Raw genomic sequence first — 13,994 nt, 5'->3', positions numbered from 1 at the left:
TTCGGTATATGTGTATGCTTGGGTTTAATAGATTTACGCTTTAACTATTCCAATTATAATCATTTTATTGTTAACAATTTCCATATTAAATTCATTGTTCATAATTTTCCCGTATTTTCGTGCAGAATGGAGTATAACGGAATGACCCTTACGGAGGACATGATGTGGGCCGTCACGATTATTTACATAATCAGCTTGATTGTTCGCGCATTTTATTGCCTCACGTTAAGTAAGACACTAAAAACTATAGCTGAGGAGAATCAATTATTGAAGCCGTGGATGGCATGGATGGCACTCATTCCTATCGTAAACCTTTACTGGAACTTCGTTATCGCAAATAGAATGGCAGACTCACTAACGAATGAATTCTACGATCGAAAAATAGCAGAGGAGGAAAATCCGGGACGATTACTTGGTCTATCCTATGCCATTTTTATGATCGTCGCCAGCATTCCAATTATTCCGAGTATTTCTTTTGTTGCGGGGGTTTTTACTTTATATTACTTTATCCGCTATTGGGTTAAAATCGACTATTTTAGAGTTTTGATACTTGAACATCAACGTTTTGTTGATGCAAAAAATAAGAAAGAAGATGAAACTAATTGAATTAACGCGATTTCTTGAATCACTTGCTCCCCTGGCCTTACAAGAGAGTTACGATAATTCCGGGCTCATTATTGGCGACCCAAAACAAGATGTCAATAAAGCACTAGTATCACTCGACTGTACAGAAAGCATCATAGACGAGGCTATTCATAATCAATGCGACTTGGTAATTACTCATCATCCCATCGTTTTTAAAGGAATGAAAAGGTTTAATAACGCAAGCTACATTGAGCGTGTTGTCACCAAGGCCATTCGTCATAATATTGCATTATATGCGATCCACACTAATCTTGACAATGTTGAAGGCGGCGTAAACACGAAAATAATGGAACGACTTGGCGTCGAAAAACCGATCGTTCTGGCTCCTAAGAAGAATATATTAAAAAAGCTGCGCGTATTCGTGCCTTTCACCCACTCAGAAACAGTAAAAAATGCGTTGTTTGCGGCAGGCGCAGGAGATATTAGCAACTATTCAGAATGTAGTTTTAGTGGTAAGGGTGTCGGCACCTTTTTAGCAAACGAACAGGCGGATCCAACTATCGGCACCATTGGCTTAAGAGAAGAAGTAGAGGAAGCAGCGATTGAGGTTCTCTACCCGAGCTATCTGGAAAGAAATATTTTAATCGCGATGTTCGAAACCCACCCGTATGAAGAGGTGGCTTATGATATATATTCACTTGACAACACCCACCAAAATGTCGGCTCGGGCATGATAGGAGATTTGCCGAGCGCGCTCAATAGCAAAGATTTTCTAGCTTTCTTAAAAGAAAAGATGGAAGTAAGAGTGATCCGATATACACAAGAACCTAACAAACCCATACAGCGAGTAGCGGTTTGTGGAGGTGCAGGCAGCTTCTTATTACAGAAGGCGATACAAGCTGGTGCCGATGTCTTTATATCGGCCGATTTTAAGTATCATGAATTCTTCGATGCAGAAGACAAAATCATGATCGCTGATATTGGACATTTTGAAAGCGAGCAGTTTACGCAACATTTATTGTTGGAAGTAATACGAAAAAAATTTCCTAACTTTGCAATCCAAATTACTAAAGAAAGTACAAACCCAATAAAATATTACTTTTAATGGAAAAAACTGTAGAGCAGAAATTACAAGCGTTGTGGAACCTGCAAACAATTCATACGCAAATAGATAAAATTTATCAAGTTCGAGGCGAACTCCCTATTGAAGTAGCAGACCTGGAAGACGAAGTAGCTGGCCTGGAAACTCGTATAGAAAAGATAAGAGTAGAACTTGACGCGGCCGAAGACTCTATTGTTAATCGCAAAAATTTAATTAAGGACGCTCAAGCTGCAATCAAAAAATACGAAACACAGCTGAACGAAGTAAAGAACAATCGTGAATATGACGCGATCGCTAAAGAGATAGAGATTCAAGGGCTCGAAATACAAGTTCTTGAGAAAAAAATTCGCGAAACTGAGTTCGAAATCAGCAATAAAACGACGAAGTACGAGAAAGCGCAGGAAGACTTGGAGGAGCGCCAAAAAGACTTAGTTGCTAAACAAGAAGAACTAGCCAATATCACAGGAGAAACTGAGAAGGATGAGAAGGCATTGCTTGACAAAGCAGAGAAAGCGGAGAAAAAGATAGATGAACGCCTGTTAATTGCTTATAACCGCTTGAGAAAAAATGCTAAAAACGGATTGGCTGTAGTTACCATTGATCGTGACTCTTGTTCTGGCTGCTTTAACCAAATTCCACCACAGCGGCAACTGGATATTCGTCAACGGAAAAAAATAATAGTATGTGAACATTGTGGACGAATCTTAATCGATGAAGAGTTCACTAATGAGAACGCTTCCGCATAAAGAGAAACCCACAGACATCTGTGGGTTTTTTATTTAACCCTTTAATTGATGACCTTACAAATTCAACCGAATGAATTTCAAGTAACAGAGAAATTCACACAATACGTTCAAATTGATACACAGTCGGATGCTAACTCTAAAAGTTTCCCATCGACAGAAAAGCAAAAGGACCTAGGCCGATTATTAGTTCAGCAGCTTCTAGAATATGGAATTGACGATGCCTATATGGATGAACATGGCTACGTCTTTGCAACATTAGCATCCAATACGACAAAGAAGGTTCCAGTAATTTGTTTTTGCGCACATATGGACACCTCGCCCGATTGTAGCGGTAAGAATGTGAAACCACTTATTCATTATAATTATCAAGGGGAGGATATTGTCCTTCCTGATGATAAAACACAAATTCTGACGCAGAAAGATCATCCAGACCTCGCAAAACAATTAGGGAATGATATTATAACGGCTAGTGGGACTACCCTCTTAGGCGCCGATAACAAAGCTGGCGTCGCTGAAATAATGGATGCTGTCCGCCTGCTTCTGAAGCATCCAGAAATTAAGCATGGCGATATCCGGATTCTATTTACACCCGATGAGGAAGTTGGTCGCGGTGTGGAAAAACTTGACATGTCAAAACTGGGGGCAGACTTTGGTTATACAGTAGATGGGGAAACGCTGGGGTCTATTGAGAATGAAACGTTCTCTGCGGATGGCGCCCGGATTACCATACAGGGAAATAGTATACATCCAGGCTTCGCAAAGGGGAAAATGATCAATGCTCTGAAGGTAGCCAGTGAACTAATTGCCAAACTACCAAAGGATCGCCTATCGCCAGAGACTACCGAAGGTAAAGAAGGTTTTATCCATCCGGTATCGATGTCCGGTACTGTAGAGCAGGCGACGATAGATTTTATTATCAGAGACTTTGACGATAAGCTACTTCAACAGCACGTCGAAGAGTTAAAAAACATTGCGCAGTCTGTCATAGACCAATTCCCAACTTGTACCTACGATATCGAAGTAAAACAGCAATATCGAAACATGAAAAATATCCTCAAAGACTATCCGGAGGTGACTGACATTGGAATTGAGGCGATGGAACGATTGAATATACAACCTATTTTACGCAGTATTCGAGGAGGAACCGACGGATCACGCCTATCCTTTATGGGTTTACCTTGCCCCAATATTTTTGCTGGAGAGCATGCTTTTCATGGCAAACAAGAATGGGTTTCGATACAAGACATGCAAAAAGCCGTCTTGACGATTATGATGATCGCCAAGATATGGGAAGAGAAATCTAATTAAGACCTTCTATTCTCTATTCTCTTATAAAATAAATCCCGATAGGTATCACCAATTGGGATTTGTTTTTCCCCAATACTTATTTTTCCCCGTTCAATCGAATTAATTTTATCGACAGCTACGATATACGATTTGTGTACTCTTACGAAACGCTTATTCGGCAGCATAGAATCGATTTTTTTAAGATTCTGCAAGGTGATAATACGCTCGTCGCCTGTATAAATCGAAATATAGTCTTTTAACCCTTCGATATATAGAACTTCTTCTAAATCAACTTTCTGCATTTTATGCTCCACTTTTACAAAGAGAATATTTTGCACATCAATAGCCTTTTCGACTGCCTTTTTGAATCTTTCAAAGGCAAAGGGCTTGAGCAAATAATCTACGACATTGAGATCATAACCGTCCAGAGCATATTCAGGATAAGCCGTCGTAAGAATCACATCGCATTCACGATCCATCTTCTTTAAAAAGTCGATACCGGAGAGTTCCGGCATTTGAATATCCAGAAAAAGAAGATCTACTTCACCGTTTTGAACCATATCCAAACCTTTAAATGGATCTGTAATGCAATCCAATAGAGTTAGTTCCGGCATACGCTTAATATAGTCACACAAGATATCCAGCGCTAAAGGTTCATCATCAATTACTAGGCATCGCATTTCTTTAGATTTTTTATAAATATATAAATAATTCGCTGCTATAGAACAGCTCCTTGTCGTCTATCATCAATGTGTACCGATTAGGGTATCCTAACTCTAAACGCCGTTTCAGATTTTCGAGACCGATACCGCTTGCTTGGTCTTTATACGATTTATTCTTAAAGTTGGAAACCTTGAAGTGCAGTCTATTATTCTCCACCACTATCAGAATTCGGACTGGATGATCCTTATTGGTCACTACACCATGTTTAAATGCGTTTTCCAGAAAGGATATCAATAAAAGTGGCATAATTCGCAGCTCCAAGCTTTCTGTATTCACTTTATAGTCGATTGCAAGCGGTTCTTTAAAACGAAGCTGCTGAAGAGAGATATAATTTTCTAGGTAGGCAATCTCATCTTTTAGTTGAACCTTATCGTCATCACTTTCTTGAAGCATATAGCGCATAATACCCGAGAGTTTTAAGATTGCTTCCGGGGCTTTATCTGATTTGTGATAAGACAGCGAATAGATGTTATTCAAGGAATTAAATAAGAAGTGAGGGTTAATCTGCGACTTTAAAAAAGAGAGTTCAGCGATTAACTTCTCATTTTCTAACATACCTTTCTCTCTTTCTTGGATAAGAAAATTATGTGTTAGACGCAAACCAAAACTTAATAGTACGAAAAATAAGCTAACGAGACCAGCCGACCAAAGATACTGAGCGTTGGTATATCGCTTGTCATAATCCGTCCCATAGTACATTACGTCTGACTCAAAAACTAAGGCAACCCCGTACTTGACCCCTATCGATACAAGTAAAACTAGCACTAAGTATGAAATTGCTTTATAGTACTTTTTTTTATTAAAAATAAAAGGGGTAACAAAGAAATAACTTAAATAGAATACAACAATATTCAAGAAACCATAACCGAGGATAACAAGTTCGGCAGCACGATGAGGAGTAACCAAATAGAATATTAACAAAAGTAATATCCAGATTATCCCCTGAATAATAAAGGAATTTCGTTGATTCATCATGTAATTTTAGTAAATATCTATAAAATCAGCCAGTTCGTCTATTAAATTTTATTTTACCAAGTTCATATTGTTTATTTGTACTATCGAAATTGATAATAATTAACAGCATCTGCCATGAAACGGTCCTTTTTAAACATATCACCTTATTTGCTTCTTTTAGTGCCTATATTTCTGGCTTTAGCCCTTATTCTTGCCAATGCAGATGCTAATGCTACGGTGGAAGAAGGAACAATCAATGCGTCGTTTATTCAAATACCTAGCGTGAACATTATACAAGTAGTCAGCAACATTTTTTAACGACTAAATAGATACACAAATAAAAAGAGCTTCGGAATCCGAAGCTCTTTTTATTTGTGTATCTATTAGAAGAGTATTTTCTATCTAGTGAATTTCTTCCTCCTTAACAATCTTAGCACGCAAATATTCGTGATTTAATCGTGCGATATTCGTAAGCTTGATACCAACCGGACATTCAATCTCACAGGCTCCCGTGTTCGTACAAGAGCCGAAACCCTCTGCATCCATCTGATCAACCATTGCTTGTGCCCGCTCAACGCGTTCTGCTTGACCCTGAGGTAGGAGTGAAAACTGAGATACCTTTGCCGATACGAATAACATAGCGGATGAGTTCTTACAGGCTGCTACGCAAGCTCCACATCCGATACAAGTAGCTGAATTAAATGACTCATCGGCCTGCACCTTCGGAATGGGATGAACATTCCCATCAACTAAAGCTCCTGTATTCACAGATACGAAGCCTCCTGCTTGCTGTATACGATCGAATGACGTCCGGTCAACTGCCAAATCCTTCAGAACAGGGAACGCAGCTGCTCTCCATGGTTCGATAACAATCGTCTGTCCGTCGTGAAAGCTCCGCATGTGTAGTTGGCAAGTCGTGATACCTTCTTTAGGACCGTGTGGTCTACCGTTTATATACAATGAACACATTCCGCAAATTCCTTCGCGACAATCATGATCAAAATAGATAGGATCTTCACCTTTTCTTGTAATCTCTTCATTGACAACATCTAACATTTCTAAAAATGACATGTCATCAGATATATTCTTAGCTTCATATGTATGAAACTTACCTCGAGTATTCTCGTCTTTTTGACGCCATACTTTCAGCGTCAGATTCATTGTTGCACTCATTTTCTTATAGATTAGAAATTCATCACCTATTTATAACTACGTTGAGTCAATTTAACATTTTCAAATTCCAGCTCCTCCTTATGTAACTTTTCAGAACCATCAGCTAGATATTGCCAGGCCGCTACATACGCAAATTCATCATCTTTACGTTTGGCTTCTCCTTCTTCTGTTTGGCTTTCCACCCTAAAGTGGCCGCCGCAAGACTCGGAACGATTCAATGCATCGTCAACCATCAACTCAGCGAGTTCGAGAAAATCGGCAACCCTACCGGCTTTCTCCAAAGACATATTCAGTTCTTCATTTACTCCCAGAACACTCACGTCTTCCCAGAATTCTTTCCTAAGATCTTGGATTAAACCTTTGGCTTTCGTAAGCCCTTCTTCAGTTCTTGCCATCCCACAATACTCCCACATGATGTGCCCAAGCTTCTTATGAATATCATCCACCGTTTGCTTACCTTTCATGCTAAGCAACTTATTAACCCGCTCCTCCACATCTCTTCTTGTGTTTTCGAAAGCAGGGTTTGTATCATCTACGGGATCAAATCCTTGGCTGGCTAGGTAATCGCCTATCGTATATGGTACCACAAAATATCCATCAGCCAATCCTTGCATCAAGGCTGATGCACCTAAGCGATTTGCTCCGTGATCCGAGAAATTACATTCACCAAGAGAGTAAAGCCCAGGGACCGTTGTCATTAGATTATAATCAACCCAAAGCCCACCCATTGTATAGTGAACTGCAGGATAAATACGCATTGGCTGTTTATAAGGATTCTCGTCTGTAATCTGTAAGTACATATCAAACAAATTACCGTATTTTGCACGAACCGCATCTTCACCTAGACGCTTAATTGCATCGGCAAAATCTAGATACACAGCAACGCCTGTCTTGCCCACACCTCTGCCTTCGTCAACCATCTCTTTGGCATTTCTGGAAGCCACATCACGTGGAACTAAATTTCCAAAACTTGGATACTTCCGCTCTAGGTAATAGTCGCGATCCTCTTCTTTGATATCGCTGGCTTTAAGCTCACCTTTTCGTAAACGTTCGGCCAGTTCTACTGTTTTTGGCACCCAAACGCGACCGTCATTCCGAAGAGATTCAGACATTAACGTTAGCTTCGATTGGTGATCTCCGGTCACAGGGATGCATGTAGGATGGATTTGAGTATAACATGGGTTTGCAAAGAATGCACCGCGTTTATGGGCTCTCCATGCCGCAGTAACATTACATCCCATTGCGTTTGTCGACAAGAAAAAGACATTTCCATACCCACCAGTACAAAGCAAAACTGCATGTGCCGCATGCGACTCAATCTTGCCCGTTATTAAATCTCTGGTAATTACGCCCCTAGCATGCCCGTCGATTGTGACAACATCAAGCATCTCATGACGTGTATAGCTCTTTACTGTTCCCTTTTTAATCTGACGGTTCAATGCGGAATAGGCACCGAGCAATAACTGTTGCCCCGTCTGTCCGCGAGCATAAAAAGTTCTAGAAACCTGTGCACCTCCGAATGAGCGGTTGTCCAGCATACCACCATATTCGCGGGCGAAAGGAACGCCTTGAGCCACACATTGGTCAATGATATTCGCTGACACCTCGGCTAACCGGTAGGTATTAGCTTCACGCGAACGATAGTCGCCGCCCTTAATCGTATCATAAAACAAACGATAAACGCTATCGCCATCGTTTGTATAGTTCTTGGAAGAATTGATACCCCCTTGTGCTGCAATCGAGTGTGCACGCCGCGGACTATCTTGATAACAAAATGTTGTAACATTGTATCCAAGCTCTCCTAAGGAAGCCGCAGCGGATGCTCCGGCAAGCCCGGTCCCAACTACAATAATATGATATTTCCTTTTGTTAGCAGGATTGACAAGCTTCAGGTTAAATTTATGTTTTGTCCATTTCTCCGCTAATGGACCTTCTGGAATCTTAGAATCTAAAATCATTTTGAATATTTTATTTTCAGCATCATAAAATGCTAACCATTAACAACGAAAAAAGAATACAAAGGCATCGCTGCAAAACCTAGAGGTATCAAGATTCCGAAAATCCAGAACCCTATCCATTTGATTAGCGGTGCATAGCGATTATGAGCAAAGCCTAAAGTTTGAAACGCCGACTTAAACCCGTGTGCCAAATGGAACCCTAGGGCCACCATCGCCAATACATAAAAAAGTACAAGAAACCCATTCTGAAAGGCAAAATTGACCTGTTTGTACAAATCTTTGGCTTTCAGAATCTGCTTATCTGCATCTACATAATTTATGTAACCGGTAAATTCCGCTTCCGATAGCTCGTTTACCTGGGTTTCACCATTTTGCAAATTGGTTACATACTCAACATAGGGTGTACCGCCCCAATGATACTTATACCAGAAATTACTCATATGGGTAACGATAAAAATTAATATAATCGTTCCTAAAATACCCATATTTCTTGAGTTCCACGGGCTATTTGCGGCACCATTATATGATTTATATGCTATGGGTCGCGCCTTTCTATTTCGTATCGTGACAACTAAAGCATATACGGCGTGCAAAACGATGGTTGCATAAAGGCCGTAAGAAATGATTTTAATGGGACCAAAGCTCGTCATAAAGTATGCGTACTGATTGAATGCCAATCCTCCATCATCTTTGAATAACTGTAGATTCCCAATCAAATGAACAACTAGGAATAAGCTTAAGAAAATTCCTGTCAAACTCATGATAAGTTTCTTCCCTATCGTCGAGGAAAATAAATGATTGAAACGACTCATTATATGGCTTGTTTTTAATTATGGTAAGCAAAATTATCCATTTGAATTCAATTCAGTACAATTTTTGTAAAAATAAAGCAATTTAGAACTGTTCTAATCTGATAGAAACAAAAAAGAGGCTGACCACGCTACACGTGATTCAACCTCTTTTAGTTGCTTTAAAAGCAGTTTATATATAATCTATTCGGTAGGGAATGTCAATGTAGCCATACCACCATCAGGAGTAATTCCTTTGATCGTTACCACCTCAGCATTCTTGCTCAAAGCTTGTCCGATTTGATCTACATTAGTCACTGCCGTTCCATTGATACTGGTAATAACCAGACCATTAGGAACGCCATATTTAGCAAACAAACCACCTTGTCTCACGCTCGAAACTACGACACCGGCATCTACACCAAGTTCCTTCTTTTGCGCAGAACTCAGCTCTTTAAAACCAGCGCCCAAGCTATTATACAACTGCGTTGCTGACTTGGTCGATTCAGCTGTCTCAAACGTACGTTCCGTTGCTTCTTGTAGTGTTACGGTCGTTTTCCGTTCTTTCCCGTCCCGAAGATATTTTAACTCTATTTTATCGCCCGGACGCATTCTACCGACACGCTCTTGCAGTATAGAGGAGCGAGTAATCAGTCGGTTATCGATATGTGTAATAATGTCGCCGGCTTCAATTCCTGCCTTATCAGCACCTCCACCTTCAACTACATCACGAACATATAAACCGTTGTATTCACTGATTTCCATCTCCTTCGCTATTTCCGTATTTAGCTCAACAAATGTAATCCCAACGAAACCACGTTTCACTTCACCAAATTCTTTAAAATCGTTTGCAATTTTCTTTACCAAATTAACTGGAATCGCAAATCCGTATCCTGCATAATAACCGCTAGGAGATGCTATAGCAGAATTTATCCCAATCAGTTCGCCAGAGGCATTTACTAATGCACCTCCACTATTACCTCTATTAATTACAGCATCAGTTTGGATAAAAGATTCTATTGCGGCATTTGCAGGGATTTCATCTGGATTCTGTTGATACTGACGACGCAGATCTTCGCGCCCCAGAAGATTAAGCGATCTTCCTTTAGCACTCACAATACCCGCAGTTACCGTCGATTCCAATCCCAAAGGATAACCTACTGCCAGCACCCACTCACCGATATTCACTTCGTCCGAGTTTCCTAATTTGACGATAGGGAGGGGATCTGAGGATGACACTTTTAGTAAGGCAAGATCAGTATTCGGATCCCGACCTATTAATTTGGCTTCAAATACGCGTTTGTCTGTAAGTTTCACTTCGATTTTGTCAGCACCCTCGACAACATGATTGTTGGTCACGATATATCCATCGGTCGAAATAATAACTCCAGAACCAGATGCTCTAGAAGGTTGGCTCTGACCACGACCTCTGGGGACACCGAAAAACTCCTCGAACATATCGCCGAATGGTGACGACTGCATCCGTTGCTGTTGCTTTGCTTCGTACGTTGTAACGATATGTACAACTGCGGGCGAAACCGCAGCACTTGCCTGTGTAAAATCAGGATTTCCTGTTGATGAATTAATTTTCAAAGGGTTATTAGCGAAGTAAACTTCTTGCTGTTCCTCAAAAGTCATTCGTTCAGCTTGTTTGTTTTCGAACAGCTTATAACCCCCGATGGCGAGAAGCCCACCGATCATGGCAATTAAAACCGTCATTCCAATCTTTTTCATATTCATTTATTCAAGTATTTATAAAGTGGAAACCACTTTATTGTTTTTTATGATTTATTAAATTAATAATATCTACAAATTTACCATTTAGGTAGACTTGTTTGCAAGTCGGTTAAACGACTTTTCTGTTAAATAATGTTAAACAAAAGCGGCAACCGGCGTTTAATGACATTAATATTAGAACCCGATAGTCGATATTTTGTTTAAATTTGAACATGCAATCTATTCATTTCTATAAATATCAAGGAGCCGGCAATGACTTTATCATTGTCGACAATCGGAACAAAGGTATTCACCTCAGTAAAACTCAGATTAACCACCTTTGTAACCGACGGTTTGGAATAGGCGCTGATGGCTTTATGCTGCTACAGACAAACGAGCAGTCTGACTTTGAAATGGTGTATCACAATGCCGACGGCCATATCGGCAGCATGTGTGGAAACGGCGGTAGATGCATGGTTGCTTTCGCAAAAAAATTAAACATTATACAAGATAGAGCTGACTTTATCGCGGTCGATGGTCCGCATTCTGCTTCAATTAACGATAAAGGCAATTGGGTGTCCTTAAAGATGCAAGATGTACATCAAATAGACAAGATAGACAAGGCTTACGTTTTAGATACTGGCTCTCCGCATTACGTGACGACTGTTGACCAACTTGAGGAATTGGATGTTGAATTAGAAGGATCAAAAATACGCAATAGCGATGCTTATAAAAGAGATGGAATCAACGTGAATTTTGTAAGTCCAGATCCCCAAGGATATTTTGTTCGAACATTTGAAAGAGGTGTAGAGGGGGAAACACTGGCTTGCGGAACGGGAGTCACAGCTGTCGCCCTCGCTATGGCAGATCAAAATGGCTTGCAAGGGGACGTTCAAATTCCTATACGGACTAAAGGAGGAGATTTGCGTATTCGTTTTCATGCAAACAACGGTATGTTTCATAACATATTCTTGGAAGGTCCGGCCGAGTACGTATACGAAGGCCGATATGATTTTATTAAAAAATGAAGACAATACATTGGTTTCCCGTAACTTTAATATGTTTTCTATTTATTGGTTGCGAAAAGAACTCAACCTTCAATCCGTCAGATCTTGAAAAAGAACAGTTCTCCGACACCATTTACAAGAACGGTGTCCTAATATCGGAAATCTTGGCTGACCCCAAACAGGGTGGCGTGGAATTCATTGAAATCTATAATAATTCGGATCAAATCGTTGATCTTCAATCACTGGAGATCACCACTGTGAATGCTAATGGTAAAAGAAACCGCCTCCACCGTATAAGTGACAAGTCCGAATACTTGTATCCAGGGAGATACAAGGTATTGAGCAAAAGTTCGGAAACCCTTCAGGATCACTATGCTTATTCAGATCGACTTTCTTTCCATTCAATGGAAACTTTTCCTACGCTTACCAATACACGAGGCGCCGTATTAGTTTTCCAGAACGAAGAGCTTATCGACAGTCTTTTCTATACCGTTGAGATGCACGATATCTTTATCAAGAACCCCAAAGGAGTTTCTTTAGAACGGGTCGATTTTAATGTAAACACAAATACTGCGGGCAACTTTATATCCGCTGCAGCAAGTTATGGATATGGTACTCCTGGCTACCAGAACTCTCAAGCAGCCAATGACGATTCGCTTTCTTATGGTGTATCGTTGTTAAACGAAAAATTTGCACCTTCTAAGGATGAAACGCTCGATCTTCATATTGGCCTCCCCCGAGGGGGAAAGATGGCGAATATTCTTATTTTCAATTCTGCTGGGAAACGAGTAAAAAAGCTGCGCTCGAACCATCGCTTAGGCACGCGTAATATTATTAGCTGGGATGGTACAGATGAGCGACAAAATGTCCTTCCAATGGGGATATATTATATCCATACAGAACTATATGACTCAAATGGCAACCTAAAGACATTCAAGGCAACAGCTTTGTTAGTACGTTAAATTTGATCCAGCCTATATTTTATTTTCAAAAAGTATATATTTGCGCCAATGGAAGAGAGTATTATAATCATCGGATCAAACGGCCAGATCGGAACTGAATTAGCTGTAGCACTCCGAAATAAATTTGGAAAGGACAGCGTCCTCTCTTGTGATATCAATCCACCGAGTCAAGCTGACCCTTCAGCCAACTTCGAAACTCTCGATGTCCTTGATAAAAAAGCATTAAGAGCATTATACGAAAAGCGTAAACCAACGCAAGTCTACCTCCTTGCCGCGCTTCTATCAGCCACTGGCGAACAATTCCCTAAAAAAGCATGGGAGTTGAATATGGATGGTTTGATTGGAGTTCTTGACCTTTCTGTAGAATTTAAGGTTTCAAAGGTATTTTGGCCAAGCTCAATTGCCGTTTTTGGTCCCCATTCGCCCAAAACGGATACACCTCAATATTGCGTTATGGACCCAAATACGGTCTATGGTTTCAGTAAGTTAGCAGGCGAACGATGGTGCGAATATTACTATCAAAAACACAATCTCGACGTGAGAAGTATTCGTTATCCAGGACTTATCAGCTGGAAAGCAGCACCAGGAGGCGGAACGACTGATTACGCAATTCACATATTTCATGAAGCATTGTCATCCGGCAATTATCAAAGTTTCCTTTCCGAAGATACAAGACTACCCATGCTGTATATCGACGACGCAATCAATGGCACCTTACAGCTGATGGATGCTCCGGCCGAAGATCTGAGAATTCGTTCTAGTTATAATTTGACGGGGTTAAGTTTTACTCCCAACGAACTCGGCGCTGAAATACGGAAACATCTACCCGATTTCGGATTAAGCTATTCAGACAGCGATCCTAGGCAAAAGATCGCAGACAGCTGGCCACGATCGATCGACGATACATATGCACGAGAAGATTGGGGTTGGAATCCTGTATACGACCTTTCTAAGATGGCAGAAGAAATGTTGACGAACCTAAGAAAACAATAA

The 13,994-nt window shown here is 40.5% G+C and carries 14 protein-coding genes; 8 read left to right on the top strand and 6 right to left on the bottom strand.

Annotated features, from left to right (window positions below; genetic code table 11):
- The first annotated feature begins 126 nt into the window (after window positions 1–126).
- Genes WKR92_RS08095 through pepT form a run of 4 tightly spaced genes read left to right on the top strand, consistent with a single transcriptional unit; the run spans window position 127 to window position 3,741 of the window.
- Window positions 127–606 carry a hypothetical protein gene (locus WKR92_RS08095; protein WP_375557322.1) on the top strand — a complete coding sequence of 160 codons (480 nt, stop codon included), beginning with the start codon at window positions 127–129 and terminating at the stop codon, window positions 604–606.
- Entirely contained in the window at window positions 593–1,690 is a 1,098-nt protein-coding gene (locus tag WKR92_RS08090) for a Nif3-like dinuclear metal center hexameric protein (protein ID WP_375557321.1), read from the top strand. Before WKR92_RS08095 ends, WKR92_RS08090 begins: the two co-directional genes overlap by 14 nt.
- Window positions 1,690–2,433: a zinc ribbon domain-containing protein gene (locus WKR92_RS08085; RefSeq protein WP_375557320.1), complete on the top strand. Its 744-nt coding sequence runs from the start codon at window positions 1,690–1,692 to the stop codon at window positions 2,431–2,433. Before WKR92_RS08090 ends, WKR92_RS08085 begins: the two co-directional genes overlap by 1 nt.
- A 48-nt stretch (window positions 2,434–2,481) precedes the next feature.
- Window positions 2,482–3,741, top strand: a complete 1,260-nt coding sequence (gene pepT / locus WKR92_RS08080; RefSeq protein WP_375557319.1) for a peptidase T — start codon at window positions 2,482–2,484, stop codon at window positions 3,739–3,741.
- On the opposite strand, the gene WKR92_RS08075 is transcribed toward pepT, so the two are convergent.
- Both WKR92_RS08075 and WKR92_RS08070 read right to left on the bottom strand, forming a co-directional pair.
- A complete protein-coding gene (locus tag WKR92_RS08075; protein WP_375557318.1) occupies window positions 3,738–4,400 on the bottom strand; it encodes a LytR/AlgR family response regulator transcription factor in 663 nt (220 codons plus the stop codon). The two genes, pepT and WKR92_RS08075, sit on opposite strands and share 4 nt — an antisense overlap.
- A 13-nt stretch (window positions 4,401–4,413) precedes the next feature.
- Window positions 4,414–5,418 carry a sensor histidine kinase gene (locus WKR92_RS08070; RefSeq protein WP_375557317.1) on the bottom strand — a complete coding sequence of 335 codons (1,005 nt, stop codon included), beginning with the start codon at window positions 5,416–5,418 and terminating at the stop codon, window positions 4,414–4,416.
- Between the two features lie 114 nt (window positions 5,419–5,532).
- Between WKR92_RS08070 and WKR92_RS08065 the strand changes: the two genes are divergently transcribed.
- Window positions 5,533–5,715 carry a hypothetical protein gene (locus WKR92_RS08065; protein WP_375557316.1) on the top strand — a complete coding sequence of 61 codons (183 nt, stop codon included), beginning with the start codon at window positions 5,533–5,535 and terminating at the stop codon, window positions 5,713–5,715.
- Window positions 5,716–5,799: 84 nt separating this feature from the next.
- Here the strand turns inward: WKR92_RS08065 and WKR92_RS08060 are convergent, their stop codons facing one another.
- The 4 genes from WKR92_RS08060 to WKR92_RS08045 form a co-directional block, all read right to left on the bottom strand.
- Window positions 5,800–6,570 (bottom strand): succinate dehydrogenase/fumarate reductase iron-sulfur subunit, encoded by a 771-nt coding sequence (locus WKR92_RS08060; RefSeq protein ID WP_375557315.1) that lies wholly within the window; start codon window positions 6,568–6,570, stop codon window positions 5,800–5,802.
- A gap of 26 nt (window positions 6,571–6,596) precedes the next feature.
- A complete protein-coding gene (locus tag WKR92_RS08055) occupies window positions 6,597–8,528 on the bottom strand; it encodes a fumarate reductase/succinate dehydrogenase flavoprotein subunit (protein WP_375557314.1) in 1,932 nt (643 codons plus the stop codon).
- A gap of 32 nt (window positions 8,529–8,560) precedes the next feature.
- Window positions 8,561–9,340, bottom strand: a complete 780-nt coding sequence (locus tag WKR92_RS08050; protein ID WP_375557313.1) for a succinate dehydrogenase cytochrome b subunit — start codon at window positions 9,338–9,340, stop codon at window positions 8,561–8,563.
- 180 nt (window positions 9,341–9,520) lie between these two features.
- On the bottom strand, window positions 9,521–11,050 hold the full coding sequence (locus WKR92_RS08045; RefSeq protein WP_375557312.1) for a Do family serine endopeptidase: 1,530 nt from the start codon (window positions 11,048–11,050) through the stop codon (window positions 9,521–9,523).
- Between the two features lie 215 nt (window positions 11,051–11,265).
- Here WKR92_RS08045 and dapF point away from each other — a divergent pair, with 215 nt between their 5' ends.
- The 3 genes from dapF to WKR92_RS08030 are packed head-to-tail and all read left to right on the top strand — an operon-like array spanning window position 11,266 to window position 13,994.
- Window positions 11,266–12,060: a diaminopimelate epimerase gene (gene dapF / locus WKR92_RS08040; RefSeq protein ID WP_375557311.1), complete on the top strand. Its 795-nt coding sequence runs from the start codon at window positions 11,266–11,268 to the stop codon at window positions 12,058–12,060.
- Entirely contained in the window at window positions 12,057–13,001 is a 945-nt protein-coding gene (locus tag WKR92_RS08035) for a lamin tail domain-containing protein (RefSeq protein ID WP_375557310.1), read from the top strand. Before dapF ends, WKR92_RS08035 begins: the two co-directional genes overlap by 4 nt.
- Before the next feature lie 48 nt (window positions 13,002–13,049).
- On the top strand, window positions 13,050–13,994 hold the full coding sequence (locus WKR92_RS08030; RefSeq protein ID WP_375557309.1) for an NAD-dependent epimerase/dehydratase family protein: 945 nt from the start codon (window positions 13,050–13,052) through the stop codon (window positions 13,992–13,994).

This window comes from Albibacterium profundi (assembly GCF_042159835.1).
Classification (GTDB): Bacteria; Bacteroidota; Bacteroidia; order Sphingobacteriales; family Sphingobacteriaceae; genus Albibacterium; species Albibacterium profundi.
This window is presented reverse-complemented; position numbering and strand designations above follow the sequence as displayed.

Coding starts and splice junctions, on each gene's coding strand:
- WKR92_RS08095 (WP_375557322.1), top strand. CDS start 127: ATGGAGTATAACGGAATGACCCTTACGGAGGACATGATGTGGGCCGTC.
- WKR92_RS08090 (WP_375557321.1), top strand. CDS start 593: ATGAAACTAATTGAATTAACGCGATTTCTTGAATCACTTGCTCCCCTG.
- WKR92_RS08085 (WP_375557320.1), top strand. CDS start 1,690: ATGGAAAAAACTGTAGAGCAGAAATTACAAGCGTTGTGGAACCTGCAA.
- pepT (WP_375557319.1), top strand. CDS start 2,482: ATGACCTTACAAATTCAACCGAATGAATTTCAAGTAACAGAGAAATTC.
- WKR92_RS08075 (WP_375557318.1), bottom strand. CDS start 4,400: ATGCGATGCCTAGTAATTGATGATGAACCTTTAGCGCTGGATATCTTG.
- WKR92_RS08070 (WP_375557317.1), bottom strand. CDS start 5,418: ATGATGAATCAACGAAATTCCTTTATTATTCAGGGGATAATCTGGATA.
- WKR92_RS08065 (WP_375557316.1), top strand. CDS start 5,533: ATGAAACGGTCCTTTTTAAACATATCACCTTATTTGCTTCTTTTAGTG.
- WKR92_RS08060 (WP_375557315.1), bottom strand. CDS start 6,570: ATGAGTGCAACAATGAATCTGACGCTGAAAGTATGGCGTCAAAAAGAC.
- WKR92_RS08055 (WP_375557314.1), bottom strand. CDS start 8,528: ATGATTTTAGATTCTAAGATTCCAGAAGGTCCATTAGCGGAGAAATGG.
- WKR92_RS08050 (WP_375557313.1), bottom strand. CDS start 9,340: ATGAGTCGTTTCAATCATTTATTTTCCTCGACGATAGGGAAGAAACTT.
- WKR92_RS08045 (WP_375557312.1), bottom strand. CDS start 11,050: ATGAAAAAGATTGGAATGACGGTTTTAATTGCCATGATCGGTGGGCTT.
- dapF (WP_375557311.1), top strand. CDS start 11,266: ATGCAATCTATTCATTTCTATAAATATCAAGGAGCCGGCAATGACTTT.
- WKR92_RS08035 (WP_375557310.1), top strand. CDS start 12,057: ATGAAGACAATACATTGGTTTCCCGTAACTTTAATATGTTTTCTATTT.
- WKR92_RS08030 (WP_375557309.1), top strand. CDS start 13,050: ATGGAAGAGAGTATTATAATCATCGGATCAAACGGCCAGATCGGAACT.